Annotated in this window: 17 protein-coding genes, 1 tRNA gene and 1 pseudogene; 7 read left to right on the forward strand and 12 right to left on the reverse strand. The window is 69.2% G+C overall.

What is annotated here, in order from left to right:
- Positions 1-83: 83 nt before the first annotated feature.
- The 4 genes from SCI24_RS00380 to SCI24_RS00395 all read right to left on the reverse strand — a co-directional run bounded on the left by SCI24_RS00380 (position 84) and on the right by SCI24_RS00395 (position 4,519).
- Positions 84-2,084, reverse strand: coding sequence for a hypothetical protein (locus SCI24_RS00380; RefSeq protein WP_318723393.1), 2,001 nt, complete (start codon positions 2,082-2,084; stop codon positions 84-86).
- A gap of 91 nt (positions 2,085-2,175) precedes the next feature.
- Positions 2,176-3,177, reverse strand: coding sequence for an alpha/beta hydrolase (locus SCI24_RS00385; RefSeq protein ID WP_318723394.1), 1,002 nt, complete (start codon positions 3,175-3,177; stop codon positions 2,176-2,178).
- Between the two features lie 14 nt (positions 3,178-3,191).
- The gene (locus tag SCI24_RS00390; protein ID WP_318723395.1) at positions 3,192-3,506 is read right to left on the reverse strand and encodes a winged helix-turn-helix domain-containing protein; all 315 of its coding nucleotides are present in this window, start codon (positions 3,504-3,506) and stop codon (positions 3,192-3,194) included.
- A 17-nt stretch (positions 3,507-3,523) separates the two neighbouring features.
- On the reverse strand, positions 3,524-4,519 hold the full coding sequence (locus SCI24_RS00395; protein ID WP_318723396.1) for a hypothetical protein: 996 nt from the start codon (positions 4,517-4,519) through the stop codon (positions 3,524-3,526).
- A gap of 229 nt (positions 4,520-4,748) precedes the next feature.
- On the opposite strand from SCI24_RS00395, the gene SCI24_RS00400 reads away from it, so the two are divergent.
- Both SCI24_RS00400 and SCI24_RS00405 read left to right on the forward strand, forming a co-directional pair.
- Positions 4,749-6,053 carry an ATP-grasp domain-containing protein gene (locus SCI24_RS00400; RefSeq protein ID WP_318723397.1) on the forward strand — a complete coding sequence of 435 codons (1,305 nt, stop codon included), beginning with the start codon at positions 4,749-4,751 and terminating at the stop codon, positions 6,051-6,053.
- Positions 6,054-6,081: 28 nt separating this feature from the next.
- Positions 6,082-8,106 carry a CocE/NonD family hydrolase gene (locus SCI24_RS00405; protein WP_318723398.1) on the forward strand — a complete coding sequence of 675 codons (2,025 nt, stop codon included), beginning with the start codon at positions 6,082-6,084 and terminating at the stop codon, positions 8,104-8,106.
- Between the two features lie 11 nt (positions 8,107-8,117).
- On the opposite strand, the gene bioA is transcribed toward SCI24_RS00405, so the two are convergent.
- From bioA to bioB, 7 genes and pseudogenes are all read right to left on the reverse strand, one after another.
- Positions 8,118-9,401: an adenosylmethionine--8-amino-7-oxononanoate transaminase gene (gene bioA, locus SCI24_RS00410; RefSeq protein ID WP_318723399.1), complete on the reverse strand. Its 1,284-nt coding sequence runs from the start codon at positions 9,399-9,401 to the stop codon at positions 8,118-8,120.
- Between the two features lie 105 nt (positions 9,402-9,506).
- A tRNA-Leu gene (locus tag SCI24_RS00415) sits at positions 9,507-9,591 on the reverse strand.
- A gap of 230 nt (positions 9,592-9,821) precedes the next feature.
- Positions 9,822-10,523 (reverse strand): annotated as a pseudogene (gene bioD / locus SCI24_RS00420) (dethiobiotin synthase); the annotation flags it as partial.
- Position 10,524: 1 nt separating this feature from the next.
- Positions 10,525-11,337 carry a methyltransferase domain-containing protein gene (locus SCI24_RS00425; RefSeq protein WP_318723400.1) on the reverse strand — a complete coding sequence of 271 codons (813 nt, stop codon included), beginning with the start codon at positions 11,335-11,337 and terminating at the stop codon, positions 10,525-10,527.
- Entirely contained in the window at positions 11,334-12,041 is a 708-nt protein-coding gene (locus tag SCI24_RS00430; RefSeq protein WP_318723401.1) for an alpha/beta fold hydrolase, read from the reverse strand. Before SCI24_RS00430 ends, SCI24_RS00425 begins: the two co-directional genes overlap by 4 nt.
- The gene (bioF, locus tag SCI24_RS00435) at positions 12,038-13,210 is read right to left on the reverse strand and encodes an 8-amino-7-oxononanoate synthase (RefSeq protein ID WP_318723402.1); all 1,173 of its coding nucleotides are present in this window, start codon (positions 13,208-13,210) and stop codon (positions 12,038-12,040) included. The genes SCI24_RS00430 and bioF overlap by 4 nt, the downstream gene beginning before the upstream one ends.
- 6 nt (positions 13,211-13,216) lie before the next feature.
- Positions 13,217-14,359, reverse strand: coding sequence for a biotin synthase BioB (gene bioB / locus SCI24_RS00440; RefSeq protein WP_318723403.1), 1,143 nt, complete (start codon positions 14,357-14,359; stop codon positions 13,217-13,219).
- Between the two features lie 70 nt (positions 14,360-14,429).
- On the opposite strand from bioB, the gene SCI24_RS00445 reads away from it, so the two are divergent.
- Entirely contained in the window at positions 14,430-15,146 is a 717-nt protein-coding gene (locus tag SCI24_RS00445; RefSeq protein ID WP_318723404.1) for a ComF family protein, read from the forward strand.
- A 282-nt stretch (positions 15,147-15,428) separates the two neighbouring features.
- Positions 15,429-16,415, forward strand: a complete 987-nt coding sequence (locus tag SCI24_RS00450) for a serine/threonine protein kinase (RefSeq protein WP_318723405.1) — start codon at positions 15,429-15,431, stop codon at positions 16,413-16,415.
- A 72-nt stretch (positions 16,416-16,487) separates the two neighbouring features.
- Here the strand turns inward: SCI24_RS00450 and SCI24_RS00455 are convergent, their stop codons facing one another.
- Positions 16,488-17,039: a hypothetical protein gene (locus SCI24_RS00455; RefSeq protein WP_318723406.1), complete on the reverse strand. Its 552-nt coding sequence runs from the start codon at positions 17,037-17,039 to the stop codon at positions 16,488-16,490.
- Between the two features lie 281 nt (positions 17,040-17,320).
- On the opposite strand from SCI24_RS00455, the gene folE reads away from it, so the two are divergent.
- From folE to SCI24_RS00470, 3 genes are all read left to right on the forward strand, one after another.
- The gene (folE, locus tag SCI24_RS00460) at positions 17,321-17,878 is read left to right on the forward strand and encodes a GTP cyclohydrolase I FolE (RefSeq protein ID WP_106230364.1); all 558 of its coding nucleotides are present in this window, start codon (positions 17,321-17,323) and stop codon (positions 17,876-17,878) included.
- 22 nt (positions 17,879-17,900) lie between these two features.
- On the forward strand, positions 17,901-18,311 hold the full coding sequence (folX, locus tag SCI24_RS00465) for a dihydroneopterin triphosphate 2'-epimerase (RefSeq protein ID WP_318723407.1): 411 nt from the start codon (positions 17,901-17,903) through the stop codon (positions 18,309-18,311).
- Positions 18,312-18,424: 113 nt separating this feature from the next.
- The gene (locus SCI24_RS00470; protein ID WP_318723408.1) at positions 18,425-19,882 is read left to right on the forward strand and encodes an NAD-dependent succinate-semialdehyde dehydrogenase; all 1,458 of its coding nucleotides are present in this window, start codon (positions 18,425-18,427) and stop codon (positions 19,880-19,882) included.
- Positions 19,883-20,049: the final 167 nt, after the last annotated feature.

Below are 20,049 nucleotides of genomic sequence, written 5' to 3' on the forward strand. Positions count from 1 at the left end.
GTTGTTCTCCTTCTGCGTAGCGCAGGAAGTTGAGGCTCGAATTCCAGCGGTAGTGTCGAGCTTGAGTGCCAGGCATTGTCGGGCTACCGCCCCGACGCCCAGCTATCCCGAGCCAGATGCATGGCCCGATACACTTCATCGTCTGGTACATCGGCCGGCTCGCCCTTCTCGAGCGGGTCGTAATGAAAGACATAGAGTCGCGACGTGAACTGGGCAGCCGGCAGCGAGGCCTCACCGAAGCGTTCGCCATTGCCCTGGGTCGAGGTGACGATGCCCTGTCCCCAGTCCTGCCCACTGTCGTTGTTGGGATTGAAGAAGTACACCCGCATGACCTGGCTCGGGTCGAGCGCAAGACGCTGGATCGTGATGGCGTGCCAGCCGAGAAAACGCGTGGCGCTATCGGTCACGGCAATGCCCGCCGGCTGCGGATTGATCACCGGAATGTTGCCGTTGTAGAAGGGGTGATAGGCCGCATAGAAGTCACGGATAAACCCCTCGAAGTCCTTCAGGCCGCCGGTAAACACATCGACCGCGATGCGAAAGCCATGGCCCACATGATCGCCATGGAACTCGGCATTGACCCACTTGTGGGGATCCTCCCCGCGCCCGGCGCTGCGGCGACCCATCTCGAAGTAGATGCGATCGAGGTGCGGCACGGTGAGCAGGGAGACGGCGTCCACATCCACGGGAGGCTCGCTGGCCAGTCCCGCACCGAGGTCGCGGGAGGAAATGCTGTGACCTTCGAAGCGCATCACGATCTCGTCGTCTCGCGCCGCCCAGGCGACGACCCGGAGCAGGTCGGCCGGGGTATTGAAGGCCCACATGGACAGGGCGCGTGTCGACTGGCAGGTGGGGTAGTTCCCCTGGCCCACGCCCAGCGGGCGGCCGAGCACATTGAGAACGTCGGCGAGCAGGAAGCATTCCGGCGAGCGACGCTGCCCGAAGACTGCCACGACCTTCTCCGCTGCGGCTTCGCACAAGGTCATTCTCAGCTGCCGCCATAGCGACGGGGCCACCGGCGGCGAGTAGAGGATGCCCCGCTCGAGCATCATGGCAAGGCCGTAGGCGGCCTGGCTGGTCTCGGCAAACAGGGCCTCATCGATCAGGGCGTGGATCAGCGCCGGGTAGCAGTGAAAGGCGTCCGCTCCCGTATAACTCAGGCCCAGTGCCGTGGGGATCAGCGCGTTCCAGCGGCTGCGCAGGTAACGGATGAACCCCGGCATGTAGGGCGAGACCAGGCCGGTGCTGTGCATGGCCTGGGCAAAGGCAATGGCCTCCTGCAGCAGGGCCGCGTCGTCCATGCTCGCCAGACGCTCGGCATACGTCTCGAGGCCGGGGTCTTCGCGGCAGCCCTCGGTGGGGCTGAACACGGCGTTGATCAGCTGCAGGGCGTCGTCCCCGACCTCGCCGGCCATGGCATCCGGCCGATCATCCAGTCTGGGCAGGCAGGAGGCGATCTGGGTCACCATCTGTTTCACGCCCTCCACCTGGACCGGGCGTTGCGCCAGGATGCGCCACACCTCGGCCACCAGGTGCTCCAGCAGGTTCTCGTACCCCAGTTGCCGCAGCAGGTAGCGATACAGGGCCTGGACGGCGTAGCCGAGCCGCTCAGGCCGCAGCCGGTCGCCCTCGTGCAGGTCGCCGACCACGAGATCGAGGTTCATGGCCATCACCTGGGCGAGAAAGTTCTGCGCGTGCTCCGCCGAGATGGAAGGGTGGGAATAGTCGCCCTTGGCGACGGCCAGCAGGCGAATCTGGCTCAGGCTCTCGACCAGGGTGGCGACCGGGTCGCCATGACGCACGGTACGCACGGCGAGGGATGGCACCAGTGTCTGGGGGGAGTCCCAGTCGCTGCCACCGAAGAACCCGGCGGCCTCGATCGCCGGCACGCGCGCATAGAGGGCTTGCAGACCCATGTCATCGGACATCAGGGGGCGTGCCGCCTCGATGACCTCGAAGACGGGAGAGACCTCGGCAATGGCATTGGCGGCGGCAAGCCGCTCGATGGCGGCGTCGAGCTGCTTTACCTGCTCGCTCGACCCCTCGTCGTCGTGATGGGCGGGTTCGCCAGTCTCTTCGCTCATCCACCCAAGGTCCGCCCTGTCACGAGTGATGTCAATCACATTCGGGCAGGCCATGCGCCCGACAGCCTGCTGCGGAGACGTCGTCGCCCGCTCAGTGGCAGAGGGTGTGGTGGGCCTGGTCTCGGGTCCGCTCTTGGCCGGAGGGCAGGGGAGCCGCGGGGTCGGCGAGCCAGGCCGCGATGTCCGCCTCGGTCCGCTCGCGCTTGGTGTAGCGGGTGAGCATATGGTAGCCCTGCGGGTAGAGCGCCAGACGGATGCTCTCCTTCTCGGGCAGTCGTTCGAGCAGGGCACAGATCGCCTCCGGCGGAATGATGTGGTCCTCGGTGCCATAGAGGATCAGTGCCGGGGCAGGCAGCCGTCGGGCGGCCTCAAGGCTCGCGTCCATGGCCAGGCTCACGCCGTGCAGGGTATCGACCCGCGCGCGGCGCAGGATCAGCGGGTCCTCGGCCAGCCGGCGCTTCATCTCGGGGTCGTCGGTGGGTTCGATGCCGAGGCGCTGGACCGTGCTCGAGGTGAAGCTCAGCGCGGGGAAGAGGCGCACGCCGAGCCAGAGGCCCAGGCGCTGGTACCAGGGCATGGCCTCGAAGCCCCACACCGCCGGCGCGATCAGCACGCTGCCCTCCACCGGCGGCGGGTTCTCGCCGCTCATGGCGAGGATCGCCACCGCACCGCCCATGCTGTGGCCGACGAGGTAGAGCGGGGTCTCGGGATGGCGCTTGCGCAACAGGGCAGCGAGCAGGGAGACGTCATCGGCCAGCCGCTCGTGGCCGGGCCAGAGGCGCCGCTGTGCGGTGGTGCCGAAGCCGCGCTGGTCATGGGCATAGAGGGTGATGCCGCGGGGTGCCAGGGCCTCGGCGAGGACCTGGAAAGTGCCGCCATGTTCGTTGAAGCCGTGGATCCCGAGCACGATGGCCCGGGGATTGCCTTCGGCCGGCCAGAGGTGAAGCGGCAGCCGGTAGCCATCCTCGGCAATCACCTGGCCCTGCGCCAGCCGGGCCTCGTCGCTGCCCGGCCCCGGCGACTGGCGCACGGCCCCCTCGCCGCAGCCGGCCAGCAGGAGCAGGAGAACCAGCGTCGCGAGCCCTCGGGCCATCCCTACGCCGTCCCTCATCCTTCCCCTGATTGCCGATGCGGATAGCCCAGGGCGACGCGCAGCCGTTCGGCGTGCGCCGCCACCCACGCCGGGTCGATCGGGCCCCAGTCGCGAATCACGTAGGCGCCGATGTTGTGGCGCTCGCCGGCCAGGTGCTCGAACTCGCAGAGGATGTCCAGTTCGCCCAGCGCCCCGAGGGTGTCCTGGGCGGTGCGCCGGGGCATTCCGGTGGCGGCGGTGATGGCCGGTACGCTGGCGGTGCCGGTGGCGACCAGGTGGGCCACGTAGAGGCGGCGGTAGAAGCTGGTGCGGGTCTTGCTCAGGGTCATGCGGGCATCCTTCGCGCTTACAGGGTGACGCGGTCGATATGGCGGCGGAAGTACATCTCCAGGCGCAGGGTCAGCGCCCAGCGCGGGTCGCGGTCGGCCTCCCGAGGGAAGTGCAGCGAGGGAGCGACGTCCAGGAAGGTGAAGCCCTTGTGGACGTCGCGGCGAAAGCGCACCTCGAGGTAGCTGTCCTCGATGACGGGGTGGGACCCGCTCTCGCCGATCACGCCGCCGGAGGTGCGCAGCACGCTGCGGCGGTTGAGGCGGCGGTTGAGCTCCACGGCCTGGCTGAACTCGAGGTGGTCGACCTCTTCGCGCCACTGCGCATTGGTGAGAAAGCGCAGGTGGCGCTTCTCGTCCAGCGGCCTGCCCAGGTCCCAGCGGGTGCGGGCGGAGTAGCCGTCGCCGTTGAACCAGGAGAGGCGATTGTCGCTGTGCAACTGCCAGGGGCCGTCCTGCAGGGTCCAGAGCCGCTGGCTGGTCAGGCGCACGTAGGGTTCCAGCGGCAGGCGCAGCTTGATGCCGGCGCCGACCCGGGTGTTCCAGTGGCGGGTCTTGTCCCTGTCGCCGAGGCGGTTCAGGCCCACCAGCAGGTCGCCGAGGCTGTCAGCGCGGTCGTCGGTGAGTGCCGACTCCCGTTCCGCCAGGGTGCCGCGGGTCTCGTCGGGATCACTCTCGATGACCAGTCGCAGGCGCTCCTCGGTGGTGGGCAGGTCGAGGCGGAAACGTGCCCCCAGGTCCTGGTCGAAGGGCTCGCCCTCGCGCCAGTCCCACTCCTGGCTGAGGCGCAGGTAGGAGTCGGTGTTCACGGTCAGCGCATCGGTGGTGCCGAAGAAGCCGTCGATGCCGCGGGAGGTGCTCTCCACCCAGCGCGAGAGGCGGGCATGGAAGGGTCCGAGCCGCTTCTCGGCCCATACCGGCAGGTCGCTGTCGTCGTCGACCCCCGGGGTGTCGGCATGGGCGGCGAGGCCGAGGGTGACCAGCCCTATGGCCAGCAGTGAGCGCGCTCCCTTCATCTTCGTGTCCCTTGCCCTTTTTCGGGGAAGTCTACCGGCTTCTCCACCCCCGATACCATCGTGATGCGCCTTCCCGGTCCTGGTGTCGCGCCGCGGGTATCCGTAGGGGCATGTTGTTCGATATCAAGGCAGGCTGGCAGATAGCTGCCATCCTTAAGGACGTGGGGAGTTACTGGGTCGTGCCGGCACTGTCCGCGCCGTCCGAAGGGGGCATGTCTGTGGAGGTCTCATGAGCTGGAATGTCTTTATCATCGGCCACGATGCGCTGAGCAAGCGGATGCTGAAGAACCTGCGCCATGTCGAGGACTATGCCTTCCATGAGCTGCTGACGCTCGACGAGGTGGTGCATGCCGAGGAGTATCCCTTCGCTCGCCTGGTGGATGATGCCCTCGCCCAGCTCGAGCGCTTCCCCGGCCCGGTGGACGCCATCGTGGGGTACTGGGACTTCCCCACCAGCGGGCTGCTGCCGGTCCTGCGCCGGGCGCGGGGGCTGCCCGGCCCGTCGCTTGCGGCCTTCCTGAAGTGCGAGCACAAGTACTGGAGCCGCCTGGAGCAGGCCCGGGTCGTGCCGGAGTGCGTGCCGGCCTTCCAGGCGCTGGACACCTTCGACGACCGGGCCGTGGAGTCCGTCGAGATCGACTACCCGTTCTGGATCAAGCCGGTGAAAGCCCACTCCTCGCATCTTGGCTTCCGTATCGAGGATGCCGACCAGCTGCGCGAGGTGCTGCCGGTGATCCGTGATGGGATCGGGCGCTTCGGCCGCCCCTTTGACGAGATCACCGCCCTGGCCGAGCTGCCCGAGGAGGTGGCGGCGGTCACCGGGCATCACTGTATCGCCGAGGCGATCATCTCCTCTGGCCGCCAGTGCACCCTGGAGGGCTACGTCCAGAACGGCGAGGTTCATCTGGTGGGCCTCGTCGACAGCCTGCGCGACGCCACGCACCCCTCCGTGCTGCTGCGCTACGAGTATCCCTCCTCGCTGCCCGATGCGGTGCAGGAGAGGATGCTGGCGATCACCCGGCGCTTCCTGTCGCGGATCGGTTATGACGATGCGCCCTTCAATATCGAGTTCTTCCTCGACGAGCAGGCCGACCACATCTGGCTGCTGGAGATCAATGCCCGCATCTCGCGTTCCCACGCGGCGATCTTCCAGCTGGTCGACGGGGCGCCACACTTCCAGGTGATGGTGGATGTGGCGCTGGGCATCCCGCCGCGCATGCCGCACCGCGAGGGCCGCTATCCCGTCGCCGCCAAGCAGATGCTGCGGGTCTTCGAGGATGGCTGGGTGCGCCGGGTGCCGTCCGACGAGGAGATCCGCCGCGTCGAGGAGGCCTTCCCGGGTACCCTGGTGCACCTCAATGTCCACGAGGGCATGCGGCTCTCGGAGCTCAAGCACCAGGACTCCTTCTCCTGGGAGCTCGGCGTGCTGTTCACCGGGGCCGAGACCCGCGAGGCGCTGACGGAGCGGATCGAGGAGTGCCGGCGGATGCTGCCTTTCGAGATCGAGCCGCTCGCCCCGCAGGCGCCTCGTTGAGCCATCACCATCCCTGAAGGAGGCCGTCATGCGTGTCGTGACCGACTTTCCCCACCCGGTCGAGTGCCTTGATCCCGTCTGGATTCCCATGGACGACGGGGTCGAGCTGTGCGCCCGACTCTGGCTGCCTGAGGGCGCCGAAAGGGCCCCGGTGCCGGCGATCCTCGAATATATTCCCTACCGGCTGCGCGACGGCTCCGCGCGGCGCGATGCCATGCACCACCCCTACTTTGCCGGGCACGGCTATGCCTCGCTGCGGGTCGATATCCGTGGCAGCGGTGACTCCGGTGGCGTACTTGCCGACGAATACCTGGAGCAGGAGCTGCTGGACGGCGAGGCGATCCTGCGCTGGATCGCCGCCCAGCCCTGGTGCGACGGCAAGGTGGGAATGATCGGCATCTCCTGGGGCGGCTTCAACGGCCTGCAGTTGGCCGCCCGGCAGCCCCCCGAGCTCCAGGCAGTGGTCAGCGTCTGCTCCACGGATGACCGTTACGCGGACGACGTGCACTACATGGGGGGCTGCCTGCTGGGCGACAACCTCTCCTGGGCCTCGACCATGTTCGCCTACAACTCGCTGCCGCCGGACCCCAGCGTGGTCGGCGACGGCTGGCGCGAGATGTGGCACCAGCGGCTCGAGGGCAGCGGCCTGTGGCTCTCGACCTGGCTCGCGCATCCGCACCGGGACGCCTACTGGCAGCACGGCTCCATCTGCGAGGACTTCTCGCGAGTGGAGGTGCCGGTGCTGGCCGCCAGCGGCTGGGCGGACGGCTACTCCAACGCGGTCAAGCGGCTGGTGGCGAACCTGCCCGAGCGCTGCAAGGGGCTGATCGGCCCCTGGAGTCACAAGTATCCCCACCTGGGGGAACCGGGCCCGGCCATCGGCTTCCTGCAGGAGTGCCTGCGCTGGTGGGACCAGTGGCTGAAGGGCGTGGACAGGGGCGTGGAGCAGGATCCCGCGATCCGGGTGTGGATGCAGGACAGCATGCCGCCGACCACCCGCTACGGCTGCCGGCCGGGCCGCTGGGTGGCGGAGCCCAGCTGGCCATCGCCCAATATCAGTCACTGGCGCCTGGCGCTGGCGCCGGGGCGTCTGGCCCTGGACGGGGCGCGCAGCGAGGAGGAGAGCGCCCTCACGGTGCAGTCGCCGCTGACCTGCGGCCTGTTCGCCGGCAAGTGGTGCTCCTATGCCGCCGGCCCCGACCTGGCCCATGACCAGCGCGAAGAGGATGGTGGCGCCCTGACCTTCGACACGCCGCCGCTCGAGGAGACCCTGGAGATGATGGGGGCGCCGGAGCTGGAACTGGAGCTGGCCGCCGACCGCCCCGTGGCCATGGTGGCGGTGCGCCTCTCCGACGTGGCGCCCGACGACAAGGCCACCCGGGTGACCTATGGCCTGCTCAACCTGACCCACCGCGAGAGCCATGAGGCGCCGACCCCTCTGGAGCCGGGGCGCCGCTACCGGGTGCGCGTGCAGCTCAACGACGTGGCCCAGGTGTTTCCCCGCGGCCACCGACTGAGGCTCTCGCTCTCCACCTCCTACTGGCCGCTGGCCTGGGCGCCCCCTGAGCGCGTGCGCCTGACGGTCTTCGACAGGGAGAGCGCGCTGCACCTGCCGGTGCGGCCGCCGCGCGACGAGGATGACCGCCTGGCCCCGTTCGCCCAGGCCGAGGCCGCCCCGTCCATCCCGACTACGCACCTTGAGCCCGGGCACCACAACTGGTACGTGCATCGCGACCTGGCCGAGGACGTCTCGACCCTGGAGGTGATCAACGACAACGGCCGGATCCGCCTGGAGGACAGCGGTATCGAGGTGGCGACCCGCGCGGTGGAGACCTATCGCTCCCGGGATGATGACTTCGACTCCCTGGAGGGCACGACCCTCTGGGAGCGCGCCTTGAAGCGGGATGACTGGGAAGTGCGCACGGTGACCCGTACCGTGCTGACCTCGAGGGCAGGGGAGTTCCGGTTGCATGCCACCCTGGATGCCTACGAGGGCGAGCAGCGTGTCTTCAGCCGCAACTGGGATCTCGCCATCCCGCGCCGGCTGGTCTAGAGCCGCCGCGATCAGCGTGCCAGGAACCAGCCCTTCATGACGTCGGTGATGCGCCGCAGGTCGGCCTCTGTCGTGATGTAGGCCGGCATGGTATAGAGCCAGCGCCCGATGGGGCGCAGCCAGACGCCCTGCTCGCGGGCCCAGTCTGCCACCCCGGCAAGGGCCGAGGGGGCATGGGCCTCGATCACCGCGGTGGCCCCCAGCACGCGTACGTCCGCGACCGCCGGGTGGGCGGCCAGCGCCTCGTCATCCAGCAGCGCCTCGCAAAGCACCGCGTTGAGCGCGGCGATCCTGCCCAGGTAGTCCTCCTCCTCGAACACCGCCAGGCTCTCCAGCGCCACCCGGCAGGCCAGCGGGTTGCCCATGAAGGTAGGCCCGTGCATAAAGGCGTGCTCGGGGGAGTCCCCCACGAAGGCATCATGCACCCGGTCGGTGGCCAGCGTCGCCGCATGGCCGAGATACCCCCCGGTGAGCCCCTTGGAGAGCACCATGATATCGGGCGTGACGTCGGCATGGTCGGCGGCGAACATCCGCCCGGTGCGACCGAAGCCGGTGGCGACCTCGTCGAACACCAGCAGCACGTCGAACTCGTCGCACAGCGCCCGGGCTCCCCGCAGGTAGTGGGGCGAGGTCATGTTGAGCCCGCCGGCGGCCTGCAGCAGCGGCTCCATCAGCAGCGCCGCGATCTCATGGTGGTGGCGCTCGAGTACCTCGCGCAGGGCGGTGAGGTCCGCCGCCACCGCCTCGGGCCGGGCATCGAAGGGCGCGGTGGGCGCCGGGGCGAAGTGGTGGCGGGGCAGGTAGCCGGCGAACAGCGAGTGCATGCCCTCATCGGGGTCGCAGACCGCCATGCAGCCGGCAGTATCGCCGTGGTAGGCCTTCATCAGCGAGAGCAGCCGATGCTTGCCCGGCCGGCCGCGTAGCTGGTGGTACTGCACGGCCATCTTCATGGCCACCTCCATGCCCACCGAGCCGCTGTCGGAGTAGAAGACATGATTAAGGCCCTCGGGCGTGACACGCACCAGTTCCCGGGCCAGGCGGTCGGCGGGCTCGTGGGTCAGGCCGCCGAGCATCACGTGGCAGAGTTCGTCGGCCTGCTGCTGGATGGCCCGGACGAGGCGAGGATGCCGGTAGCCATGGATCATGCACCACCAGGAGCAGGTGGCGTCGAGCAGCGTCTCGCCGTTCTCGAGGGTGAAGCGCGGCCCTTCGCCGCCGACCACCCTGGGCGCCGGGCGCTGGGTCTTGAGATGGGCATAGGGGTGCCAGACGGGAGAGGAGAGGGGAGCGGTCATCAGTGGGCTCCGTAGCAGAAATGAAGCGGTACGACAGGCACGCGAAAGCACCGCACATCTCGCTGAGATGACGGAGAGGATCGCGTCGATAGGGGGGAGGTCAGATGGTGCGGATGGGGAGACTTGAACTCCCACGCCCGAAGGCACCAGGACCTAAACCTGGCGTGTCTACCAATTCCACCACATCCGCACAGGCAGGCAGGCGACCACATTCTACGGACGCCCCCGCGCAAGTCAATCGCCATCGGGAAGCTCACTGAACATGTGTCCATTGCTCGGAGCTGATCCGTCCACAAGCCCCGAAGTGTCGGACCATCGAGGAGGCGCTGTGAACCCCTCCCTGGGCGCTACCGACGCCATCCCTGGCGTAGGACCTCCTCTTCGGCTTGTACCCGGCGCTCCTCGCTTGGAATCGTCATCGGGCAGGATCAGATAATGGGCGGCGGCCTCGGCCATGACAGCCGGAGACTCCGCCGTCAGCCGCGGCACCACGCCCAGGCAGGGGGCGGTCAGGTGGTTCGCCAGGGTGGCCAGGTTGTCACGGTAGAGGGCCTCGTCGGCGGCCGCATCGAAGGAGAGTCCGGGATCCACCAGGCTGCCGACCCAGCCCGCCAGGCGCAGGCCGTCTGCCCGGATTGCATCACAGGTGAGCCGTGCATGGCTGATGCAGCCCAGGCGCAGCCCCACCACCAGCAACACCGGCAGCTCGAGCCGGACGGCCAGGCCCGAGAGGTCCTCGTGCTCGTTCAGCGGCACCCGCCAGCCACCGGCGCCCTCGACCAGGGCCAGGTCGCGCTGCTCGGCAAGCAGCGGGCGGGCATGGTCGACCAGGTCAGCGAGGGCCAGCCTTACGCCGGCCCGGCGGGCGGCCAGGTGCGGGGCGATGGCCGGGGCGAAGGCGAAGGGGTTGAGGGTCGCGTAGGGCAGGGGAGGCCGGGTCTGGGCCTGCAGCGCCAGGGCATCGGCATTGCGCAGGCCCTGGGACGTGGCCTCGCAGCCGGAGGCCACGGGCTTGAGCCCCAGGGTGGTCAGGCCACGACGGCGCGCCAGGGCCAGCAGGCCGCTGGTGACCAGGGTCTTGCCGGCGTCGGTGTCGGTGCCGGTGACGAAGTAGGCGCTCATCTCAGGCGTGAAGCTCCAGGGTCAGCAGGCGATAGGTCACGGGCAGCCCCTCGGGCTCGCGCTGTGTCTCGTAGCGGCGCGCCGCCCGTGCCAGGTCGGCGCGGGTGAGCCGGCCGCCGGGCCGTGATGTCTGGGCACCGATGCCCTTGATGGAGGCCATCACCGCGGCGAGGTCGGGATAGTGGAAGCGCATCGTCCGTGTCCGGCAGTCGAGGCGGCGAAAGCCCGCCGCCCGGGCCGCTTGCCGGTGACGGGCGGCGTCGCGGAAGGCCAGCAGGCCGGCGGGCCGGCCGGGGCGAGACCAGGCACGGCCCACCTCGGCCAGGGTGCCGGGGCCCAGGGTGTTGACCAGTGCTCGGCCCCCCGGGCGCAGGACGCGGCGAAGCTCGGCCATCACGGCGTCGAGGTCCGGGCACCACTGGATCGCCAGGTTGGAGACCACCAGGTCCTGGCTGGCTTCTGCCAGCGGCAGGGCGGCAGCATCGCCGAATAGCCAGCGGGCCGCGTCTCCGTGGGTGCGCCTTGCCACCTCGAGCATGCCCGGGGCCAGGTCCAGGCCGATGACCGTGCAGCCGCGACCGAAGCGTCCGGCCAGGCTCGCGGTCAGCTCGCCCGCCCCGCAGCCGAGGTCCAGCACCCTCCCGGCTCGCGCGGGCAGGCGGGAAAGCAGCGGCTCGGCCATGATCCGTTGGGCGACGGCGCACTCGGCATAGCGCGGGGCCGCGCGGGAGAAGGCGCGGGCGACACGGGCCTGCCAGTCATCTCCCGGGGTCGTGCTACGGGAGGCCAGCGTGGGAATCGGCAGGGCGCTCATGGCGCGCTCCCCCCAGCGATGTCGGCGAGGCAGGCGGAGAGCGCGGCCGGCTGGCTGAGCATCGGGCAGTGGCCGGCCTCAATCAGGCGATGGTCGGCGCTCTTGCGCAGCCTCGGGGCGAGCAGCGGGTCGCGTTCTCCCGCAACGCGCCATACCGGGCAGGGCGCGCGGGCCAGGCGGCCAGTGTTATCGAGCCCGGCGAGCTGGTCGAGCCCGGCGGCCAGGGTGGCGCGGTCGGCATCGCCATCATCGCCGAGCAAGTCTCGCAATTGCCGATGGGCGGCGCGTGGGTCGGGCTCGCCGGTGAGCTGCCAGCGCAGGAAGTGTCGGTGGGTCGCCTTCGGGGCACGCGCGAAGGCCTGGCGGAAGGCGGCCAGCTCCGCTTTTGGGATGCCCGCTTCATGACAGAAGCGCTCCCCCGTGCCGAGCAGCACCAGGGCTCGGGGCGCGGGCAGCTGGTCGAGCAGCGCGGCGGCGAGCAGCCCGCCCAGCGACCAGCCCACCCAGATGGCGTCCGGCGCCAGGTCGTCGGCCATGGCATCGGCCAGCTCGGCCAGGCTGCCGGGGTCCGACAGCGGGCGACGCGCCCCGTAGCCGGGCCAGTCCGGGGTGGTGATCGTCATGCCACTCGGCCAGTGCTCGGCCAGCGGCTGCCAGAGCCGCGCGTCGCAGCCCCAGCCGGAGAGCAGCACCAGTGTCGTCATGGGGTGAGCTCCCGTCGGCTGGCGATGTCCTGGGCCTGACAGGCCGCCAGCCCCTCGAGCAGGGCCTCCAGGTCGGCATCGGTATGGGCGGCGCTCAGGGTGATGCGCAGTCGCGCCTGGCCGCGGGGCACCGTGGGCTCGCGGATCGCGCCGACCAGGATCCCGCGCTCGGCCAGCCGCGCCGCCCATTCCATTACCCGGTGGCTATCGCCCAGCACCAGCGGCTGGATCGGCGTGGTGGAGGCGGCCAGTGGCAGGCCCAGGGTGGCAGCCTCGCGTCGGAATTGCGCGATCAGCGTGGCCAGGCGGGTGCGTCGTTCGGGTTCGGCCTCCAGGAGGTCCAGGGACTTCAGGGTGGCCGCGGCCACCCCGGGCGGCTGGGCGGTGGTATAGACGTAGGGGCGGGCGAACTGGATCAGGTGGTCGACCAGCGCTCGGCTACCGGCCACGAAGGCGCCGGCGGAGCCCAGCGCCTTGCCCAGGGTGCCGACCAGCACCGGCACCTCGTCGATGCCATGGGCGCGGCCCACGCAGCCGTCGCCGGCCTCGCCCAGCACGCCCAGGCCGTGGGCATCGTCGACCATCAGCCAGGCGCCGTGTCGGCCCGCCGTCTCGGCCAGCCCGGCGATATCGGCCACGTCGCCATCCATGCTGAACACCCCGTCGCTGACCACCAGCGTGCGCGTATCCCCAGGGGCGCGGGCGAGCAGCCGCTCCAGGTCGCCAAGATCATTATGGTGGAAGCGCCGCGAGCGGGCACCGGCGAGCCTGGCGCCGTCCAGCAGCGAGGCGTGGTTCAGGCGGTCCTGGAAGACACGGGTGTCGGGGTCACAGAGCGCCTGCAGGGTGCCGAGGTTGGCCATGTAACCGGTGGAGAAGAGCAGCGCTGCCGGTCGGCCGGTGAGTGTGGCCAGGCGCTGTTCCAGGGCCTCGTGCACCTCGAGGTGGCCGCTGACCAGGTGCGAGGCCCGGGCGCCGGCACCAAGGCGCCGGGCGCCCTCGGCCTGGACCTCGGCCAGGCGCGGGTCGCCGGCAAGACCCAGGTAGTCGTTGCCGGCGAAGTCATGGCATCCGTCGCCCGTGCGCCGGGTGTGGCGACGGCGCCAACGCCCGCTTTGGCGCTGCCCCGCGGCCCGCTCGGCGAGATACGTGCTCCAGGCATCCTGCATGGCGGGTCAGGCCCGGGTGGCGGACTGGGTGGCGTCATAGGCGAGCCGGCTGGCAACGGTGTCCAGCTCGGTCACGGCCTGGCGTACCGCACTGGCGTCAAGCGCGGCCTCAAGTTCGGCCTGCTGACGGGCATCGTCGGTGCAGGTCTCTCCTCTCTCGGGATGCAGCCCCAGCTTGGCGAACAGCGCCCGGTCCTGTTCCGCCTGGGGGTTGGACGTGGTCAGCAGCTGGTCGCCGTAGAAGATCGAGTTGGCCCCGGCCAGGAAAGCCAGCGCCTGGGTGGATTCACTCATCTGCTCGCGACCGGCGGAGAGGCGCACATGGCTCGCCGGCATCAGGATGCGCGCCACGGCGATGGCGCGGATGAACTCGATGGGGTCGAGGTCCTCGACGTCCTCGAGCGGCGTGCCGGGCACCTTGACCAGCATGTTGATCGGCACCGACTCCGGATGCGGCTCGAGCCTGACCAGCTGCTGGAGCAGGGCGGCGCGGTCGCGGGGCGCCTCGCCCATGCCGAGGATGCCCCCCGAGCAGACCTTCATGCCGGCCTCGCGCACGTTACCCAGGGTCGCCAGTCGGTCGGCATAGCTGCGGGTGGTGATGATCTCGCCATAGTACTCGGGCGAGGTGTCGAGGTTGTGGTTGTAGTAGTCGAGCCCCGCCTCGGCCAGGCGGCCGGCCTGGTCGGTGTCGACCATCCCCAGGGTCATGCAGGTCTCCAGGCCCAGTGCCTTGACCCGGCGGACCATCTCCAGCACCACGTCGAGGTCCTTCTCGCGGGGGCTCTTCCAGGCCGCGCCCATGCAGAAGCGGCTGGCACCGGCCTCGCGGGCGGCCCGGGCCTGCTCGACCACCTTCTCGACCTCCAGCAGCTTCTCCTTGCCCAGGCCGGTGTTGTAGTGCCCCGATTGCGGGCAGTACTTGCAGTCCTCGGGGCAGGCGCCGGTCTTGATGGAGAGCAGCGTGGAGACCTGCACGGCGTTGGGGTCGAAGTGGGCACGATGGACCTGCTGGGCGTGAAACAGCAGGTCGTTGAAGGGCAGGGCGAAGAGCGCCTCGATCTCCTCGACCGTCCAGTCGTGGCGGACCTCGCCCCGCGAGGCTAGGGTCAGGGAAGCGGTGCGGGATTCGTGGGACGCAGGGGGCATGGTGGGCTCGCTTATGGTCAACTTGTCGGTCATATCCAGGTTGACGGATAGCCTACGGCCTGCGGCGGCCATGTCAACCTCCTGGGAAGCCAGGGTTGACGGCTGGCTGGGACGGGCCCTGCCCGGACGCTGCGTCTTCTGCCTGACGCCCCTGCCGGGAAAGGATCCCTGGTGCGAGGCCTGCTTCTGGGAGTTGTCCTGGAACCCGAGTGCCTGTCCCGGCTGCGCCGAGCCCCAGCCGGTGGCCGCGCAGGGACGTCGCTGCGGTCACTGCCTGCGTCGCCCGCCAGGGTTCGACCGCGCCTGGGTGCCGCTGCGGTATGACGCCGAGGTGGCCGGCCTGGTGCAGCGCTTCAAGTTCGATGCCTCGCCACGCGCTGGCCGGGTGCTGCTGGAGCTGATGATCGCCGGGCTGCCGGCGGAGGCTCGAGGCTGGCCCGAGGCGCTGGTGCCGGTCCCCCTGCATCCCCGGCGGGCCCGCGAGCGGGGCTTCGACCAGGCGCGCTGGCTGGCCTCACGTCTCGGACGACAGCTGGGCTGTCCGCTGGCGCTGGCGCAGCGTACCCGCGACACCCGGACCCAGCGCGGCCTGGACCGTGGCGAGCGGCGCCGCAACCTGCGCGGCGCCTTTCGCCTCCCGCCAGGCCTGCCGCGGCGGGTGGCGCTGGTGGATGACGTCATGACCACCGGGGCGACGCTGGATGCCCTGGCCGTGGCCTGCCGCCAGGCCGGTGCCGAGGAGGTGCAGGCCTGGGCGGTGGCCCGGACGCCGGCAGGGCGACATTGACGACCGGCACGGTCGCCGCCTGACACCAGGGCAATCGCAGTTACCCGAAGCGAGAGGCGCCGGGGACAGGTCGAAGGGGAGGTCCTATGCCAGGGATGGCATCGGTAGCGCCCAAGGAGGGGTTCACAGCGCCTCCTCGATGGTCCGACACTTCGGGACCTGTCGCCGGAACAGCTTCGAGCGTTACTTCCATCTGCGATAGCCCTGCGCCTGACACGCCTCCTGCGACACAGGCCGACGCTTCCCTGTTAGCATGTGGTCCTCGATGCCCCGGGAGCCCCCATGAACACCACCCCTCATCCCTTTGCCCAGCTCTCGCCCGCCCGGGTGGTGGCGGCCGTGGAGTCGCTCGGCTTCTGGCTGCCCGGCGAGCCCTTTGCCCTCAACAGCTACGAGAACCGGGTCTTCCTTGTGCACGACGAGGAGCGCCGCCGCTGGGTGGTGAAGTTCTATCGCCCCGAGCGCTGGACGGATGCCCAGATCCACGAGGAGCATGACTTCCTGGCCGAGCTCGCCGCGGCCGGGGTGGCCGTGGCCGCCCCCTGGCGCAACGCGGCGGGCGAGAGCCTGCACCGCGCCGAGGGCTTTCGCTTCACGCTCTTTCCCCACCTGCCGGGGCAGGCCCCCGAGCTGGAGAACCCGGCCCACCTGTTTGCCCTGGGCGAGTTGATCGGCGCGGTGCATGCGGTGGGCGAGCGGGGGCGCTTCGTCCATCGCCGCGCCCTGGACCTGGATGGCATGGTGCTCGAGGCCCGTGGCAAGGTACTGGCCAGCCGCTGGCTGGACCGCCACCAGCGCCAGGCCTACGATCGGATCACCGCGACCCTGCATCGCCGCCTGGCAGCCCATGCCTGGAGCGCGGATCAGGCGATCCGCGTGCAGGGCGACTGCCATATCGGCAACATGCTCGGCCGCGACGAGCACTTCGCACTGGTCGACTTCGACGACTGCCTGATGGCCCCGGCCATCCAGGACCTGTGGATGCTCTTCACCGCGCAGGAGGAGGGCGAGCGCCAGATGCAGCTCTCCGAGGTGGCCGAAGGCTACGAGCAGCACCGCGACTTCGACCGCCGTGAGCTTACGCTGGTGGAGCCGCTGCGCACCCTGCGCCTGCTGCGCCACAGCGCCTGGCTGGTGGATCGCTGGGAGGACCCGGCCTTCCCCCTGGCATTTCCCTGGCTGGCCGATGCCGGCTACTGGGACGGGCACCTGCGCATGCTGGAGCAGCAGCGTCAGGCCCTGGAGGCGCGGCCTCGCTGGCTGGCCTGAGGCGGTCGGCGGCTTGTCCGCCAGCATGAAAGACGCACCCCGTAGGGTGCGTCTCGTCGTGGCCGGGGGCGTTCAGTCGTCGTCGGGATCCGGTGCCTCGGCGGGGATCGGGTTGGCGACCCCGGCTCCCTCGGCCTGGCGGCGCTGCTCGTTGATCCTGGCGGCGGGGTTGTCCTGCTGCTCGATGGCCAGGTCGCTGGCCAGGCGCAGCTGGAAGGTCTGCTCCGGGGTCAGGTTGCAGTCGCCCTCCTGGCAGGCGGCGAGTCCGAAGCTGCCGTCCGCATCGTAGGCGGCGGCGGAGATCTCGCCGCTGTAGATCTCGCTCTCGCTGCCGTCGGTCTCGATGCAGGTCAGCGACTGGGTGGTCAGGCGGATGCGCTCGCCATCGAGGCGGGCGTCGCCGATCAGCACGCAGTATTCCGGCAGGGTGTGGGAGGCGTCGCCATCGGCCACCGGGTGGAGCACCACGTCATTGCGTTCCGGCGCCTGGGCGGAGAGTGTCAGCACGTCGATGACCTGGACGTCGACGGTGGCATCGGCCGGCAGTTCGAGGGTATCGCTCATGGCCAGGGTCGGTATCGCCAGCATGGCGGCCATCAGCAGAGAGGCATGGGTCTTGATCATGTCGGGCTCTCGAGGGTGACTTGGGCACAGCATGAAGCAGTCGCTACCTTATCACAGGCCGGGCGGGCCGGCAGCCGGCCGGTGGCGGCGAAGACGCGACACGATGTCACTCTCAGGCAATGCCCGCCGCTGCGTTGTCGGGTGTCATGCGCTAGACTAACGAGTCCCGAGACTCTTTTATTGTACAAGATTAAAATCTTGTATATCTTCTGTACATGTTGTGATGGCCAGGCCATCCACCAACGACCCATCGGACACCGACATTGCTACGGGGCCTGACCATGACCGAAGAACTCGCCAACCACTATCGCCGGATCATCCACGAACTGGGGGAGGACCCCGATCGCGAGGGGCTGCGCGACACCCCGAAGCGGGCCGCCAAGGCGATGCAGTTCCTCAACCGCGGCTATACCCAGTCGCTGGAGGAGATCGTCAATGGCGCGGTGTTCGAGTCGGAGACCGACGAGATGGTGCTGGTCAAGGACATCGAGCTCTACTCCATGTGCGAGCACCACCTGCTGCCGTTCATCGGCAAGTGCCATATCGCCTACCTGCCCAGCGGCAAGGTGCTGGGGCTCTCCAAGTTCGCGCGTATCGTCGACATGTATGCCCGGCGCATGCAGATCCAGGAGAACCTGACCCGCCAGATCGCCGAGGCGGTGCTGCAGGTCACCGAGGCCCGCGGGGTGGCGGTGGTGATCGAGGCACGCCACCTGTGCATGATGATGCGCGGGGTGGAGAAGCAGAACTCCAGCATGACCTCCTCGGTGATGCTCGGTGCCTTCCGCGAGAAGCAGAGCACGCGCCAGGAGTTCCTCACCCTGGTCAACGGCCGCTGATTCCCCTGCAAGGAGCCCCGCCATGCCGATGCATGCCCTGGACGACCAGCATTTCGACCATGACCTCGCCACGATCCGCATCAAGAACCTGCGGCTGCGGACCCATATCGGCATCAAGGATGACGAGATCAAGAACCGCCAGGACGTGGTGATCAATGCCGTGATCCGCTATCGCGCCGACAAGGCGGTCGAGTTCAACCATATCGAGCAGGCGCTGAACTACCGCACCATCACCAAGCAGGTGATCGCCCTGGTGGAGGACCACCGCTTCCTGCTGCTCGAGCGCATGACCCGTGAGGTGCTGGACCTGATCATGGGTCACGACCAGGTGCTGACCGCCCAGGTGGAGATCGACAAGCCCCATGCGCTGCGCTTCGCCGACTCCGTCTCCATCACCCTCTCCGATACCCGGGAGCCGCGCCGGCCACGCTGAGCCCTGGCCCGCGTCGGCGACAGATAAAGGACCCCGGTGCTTGGTGCACCGGGGTCTTTCGCTTAGCATGGGGGCAAACCGACAAGAGGCCGCCTTTGCGGCAGGAGACGATCATGCAAGCCCTCAAGGAAACGCAGCTCTACTGTCCCTTCGCCTACATCGACGGCAGCTGGGTCGCCGCCGACAGCGGCGAGCAGATCAACGTCCTCAACCCGGCCACCGGCGAGGCCATGGGGGACGTGCCGCGCCTGGGGCGGGCCGAGACCGAGCGGGCCATCGCCGCGGCCGATGCCGCCCTGCCCGCATGGCGTGCGATGACCGCGCAGGAGCGTGCCGACATCCTGATGAAGTGGCACGACCTGATGCTCGAGCACCAGGACGACCTGGCCATGATCATGACCTTCGAGCAGGGCAAGCCGCTCAAGGAGGCCGCCGGCGAGATCGCCTATGCGGCGAGCTTCCTGCGCTGGTTCGCCGAGGAGGCGCGGCGCATCTACGGCGAGACCGTGCCCGCCGCCAAGCCCAACCAGCGCATCGTGGTCACCAAGCAGCCCGTCGGCGTGGTGGGCGCCATCACCCCCTGGAACTTCCCCGCGGCGATGATCACCCGCAAGGCGGGCGCGGCCCTGGCCGCCGGCTGTACCATCGTGGTCAAGCCGGCCAGCCAGACGCCGTTCTCCGCCACTGCTCTGGCCAAGCTGGCCGAGCGGGCGGGGGTGCCGCGCGGGGTGTTCAACGTGGTGCCGGGCCGGGCCAGCGAGATCGCCGCGGCGATGACCGAGTCGCCGCTGGTGCGCAAGATCACCTTCACCGGCTCCACCGAGGTGGGGCGCCAGCTGATGGCCCAGGCCTCCCAGCACATCCAGAAGATCTCACTGGAGCTGGGCGGCAACGCTCCCTTCATCGTCTTCGAGGATGCCGACCTGGACGCCGCGGTGGAGGGGGCCATGGCCGCCAAGTTCCGCAACGCCGGCCAGACCTGCGTCTGCACCAATCGCTTCCTGGTCCAGTCCAGCGTGGTCAACGCCTTCTGCGAGAAGCTGGCGGTCGCCATGAACAGCGAGCTCAAGGTCGGTGACGGCACCCAGGAGGGCATCAACATCGGCCCGCTGATCGACGACAAGGCGGTGTCCAAGGTCAGCGAGCATGTCCATGATGCCGTGGACCACGGCGCCGAGCTCTTGCTGGGTGGCCATCCCCACCCGCTGGGCGGCAACTTCTTCACGCCGACCCTGATCAGCTTCGCCAACACCAGCATGAAGGTGGCCCACGAGGAGACCTTCGGGCCGCTGGCGGCGGTCTTCCCCTTCGATGACGAGGAGGACGCCGTCAACATGGCCAACGACACCGAGTACGGTCTGGCCTCCTACTTCTATTCCCGGGACCTGGGCCGTGTCTGGCGCGTCGCCGACGCCCTGGAGTACGGCATGGTGGGCATCAACACCGGGTTGATCTCCAACGCCGCCGCACCCTTCGGCGGGGTCAAGGCCTCGGGCCTGGGGCGCGAGGGTGGCCACCAGGGCCTCGAGGAGTTCCTGGAGACCAAGTACCTCTGCATCGACCTGGGCTGACAGCGACAAGTTGAAAGCGCCAAGCGCCGAGCTACAAGCAAGCCCCGAAGGCCGCGACCTTCGGGGCTTGCTTTTGCGCAGTCGAAAATCATCTTGGCTGCTTGGCTGCTTGGCTGCTTGGCTGCTTGGCTGCTTGGCTGCTTGGCTGCTTGGCTGCTTGGCTGCTG

The sequence above is a fragment of the Halomonas sp. genome, from assembly GCF_033549285.1.
Lineage (GTDB): Bacteria > Pseudomonadota > Gammaproteobacteria > Pseudomonadales > Halomonadaceae > Halomonas.

Excerpts from the sequence above, each read along its gene's own strand:
- SCI24_RS00380 (WP_318723393.1), bottom strand. The coding sequence starts at position 2,084 with ATGAGCGAAGAGACTGGCGAACCCGCCCATCACGACGACGAGGGGTCG.
- SCI24_RS00385 (WP_318723394.1), bottom strand. The coding sequence starts at position 3,177 with ATGGCCCGAGGGCTCGCGACGCTGGTTCTCCTGCTCCTGCTGGCCGGC.
- SCI24_RS00390 (WP_318723395.1), bottom strand. The coding sequence starts at position 3,506 with ATGACCCTGAGCAAGACCCGCACCAGCTTCTACCGCCGCCTCTACGTG.
- SCI24_RS00395 (WP_318723396.1), bottom strand. The coding sequence starts at position 4,519 with ATGAAGGGAGCGCGCTCACTGCTGGCCATAGGGCTGGTCACCCTCGGC.
- SCI24_RS00400 (WP_318723397.1), top strand. The coding sequence starts at position 4,749 with ATGAGCTGGAATGTCTTTATCATCGGCCACGATGCGCTGAGCAAGCGG.
- SCI24_RS00405 (WP_318723398.1), top strand. The coding sequence starts at position 6,082 with ATGCGTGTCGTGACCGACTTTCCCCACCCGGTCGAGTGCCTTGATCCC.
- bioA (WP_318723399.1), bottom strand. The coding sequence starts at position 9,401 with ATGACCGCTCCCCTCTCCTCTCCCGTCTGGCACCCCTATGCCCATCTC.
- SCI24_RS00425 (WP_318723400.1), bottom strand. The coding sequence starts at position 11,337 with ATGAGCGCCCTGCCGATTCCCACGCTGGCCTCCCGTAGCACGACCCCG.
- SCI24_RS00430 (WP_318723401.1), bottom strand. The coding sequence starts at position 12,041 with ATGACGACACTGGTGCTGCTCTCCGGCTGGGGCTGCGACGCGCGGCTC.
- bioF (WP_318723402.1), bottom strand. The coding sequence starts at position 13,210 with ATGCAGGATGCCTGGAGCACGTATCTCGCCGAGCGGGCCGCGGGGCAG.
- bioB (WP_318723403.1), bottom strand. The coding sequence starts at position 14,359 with ATGCCCCCTGCGTCCCACGAATCCCGCACCGCTTCCCTGACCCTAGCC.
- SCI24_RS00445 (WP_318723404.1), top strand. The coding sequence starts at position 14,430 with ATGTCAACCTCCTGGGAAGCCAGGGTTGACGGCTGGCTGGGACGGGCC.
- SCI24_RS00450 (WP_318723405.1), top strand. The coding sequence starts at position 15,429 with ATGAACACCACCCCTCATCCCTTTGCCCAGCTCTCGCCCGCCCGGGTG.
- SCI24_RS00455 (WP_318723406.1), bottom strand. The coding sequence starts at position 17,039 with ATGATCAAGACCCATGCCTCTCTGCTGATGGCCGCCATGCTGGCGATA.
- folE (WP_106230364.1), top strand. The coding sequence starts at position 17,321 with ATGACCGAAGAACTCGCCAACCACTATCGCCGGATCATCCACGAACTG.
- folX (WP_318723407.1), top strand. The coding sequence starts at position 17,901 with ATGCCGATGCATGCCCTGGACGACCAGCATTTCGACCATGACCTCGCC.
- SCI24_RS00470 (WP_318723408.1), top strand. The coding sequence starts at position 18,425 with ATGCAAGCCCTCAAGGAAACGCAGCTCTACTGTCCCTTCGCCTACATC.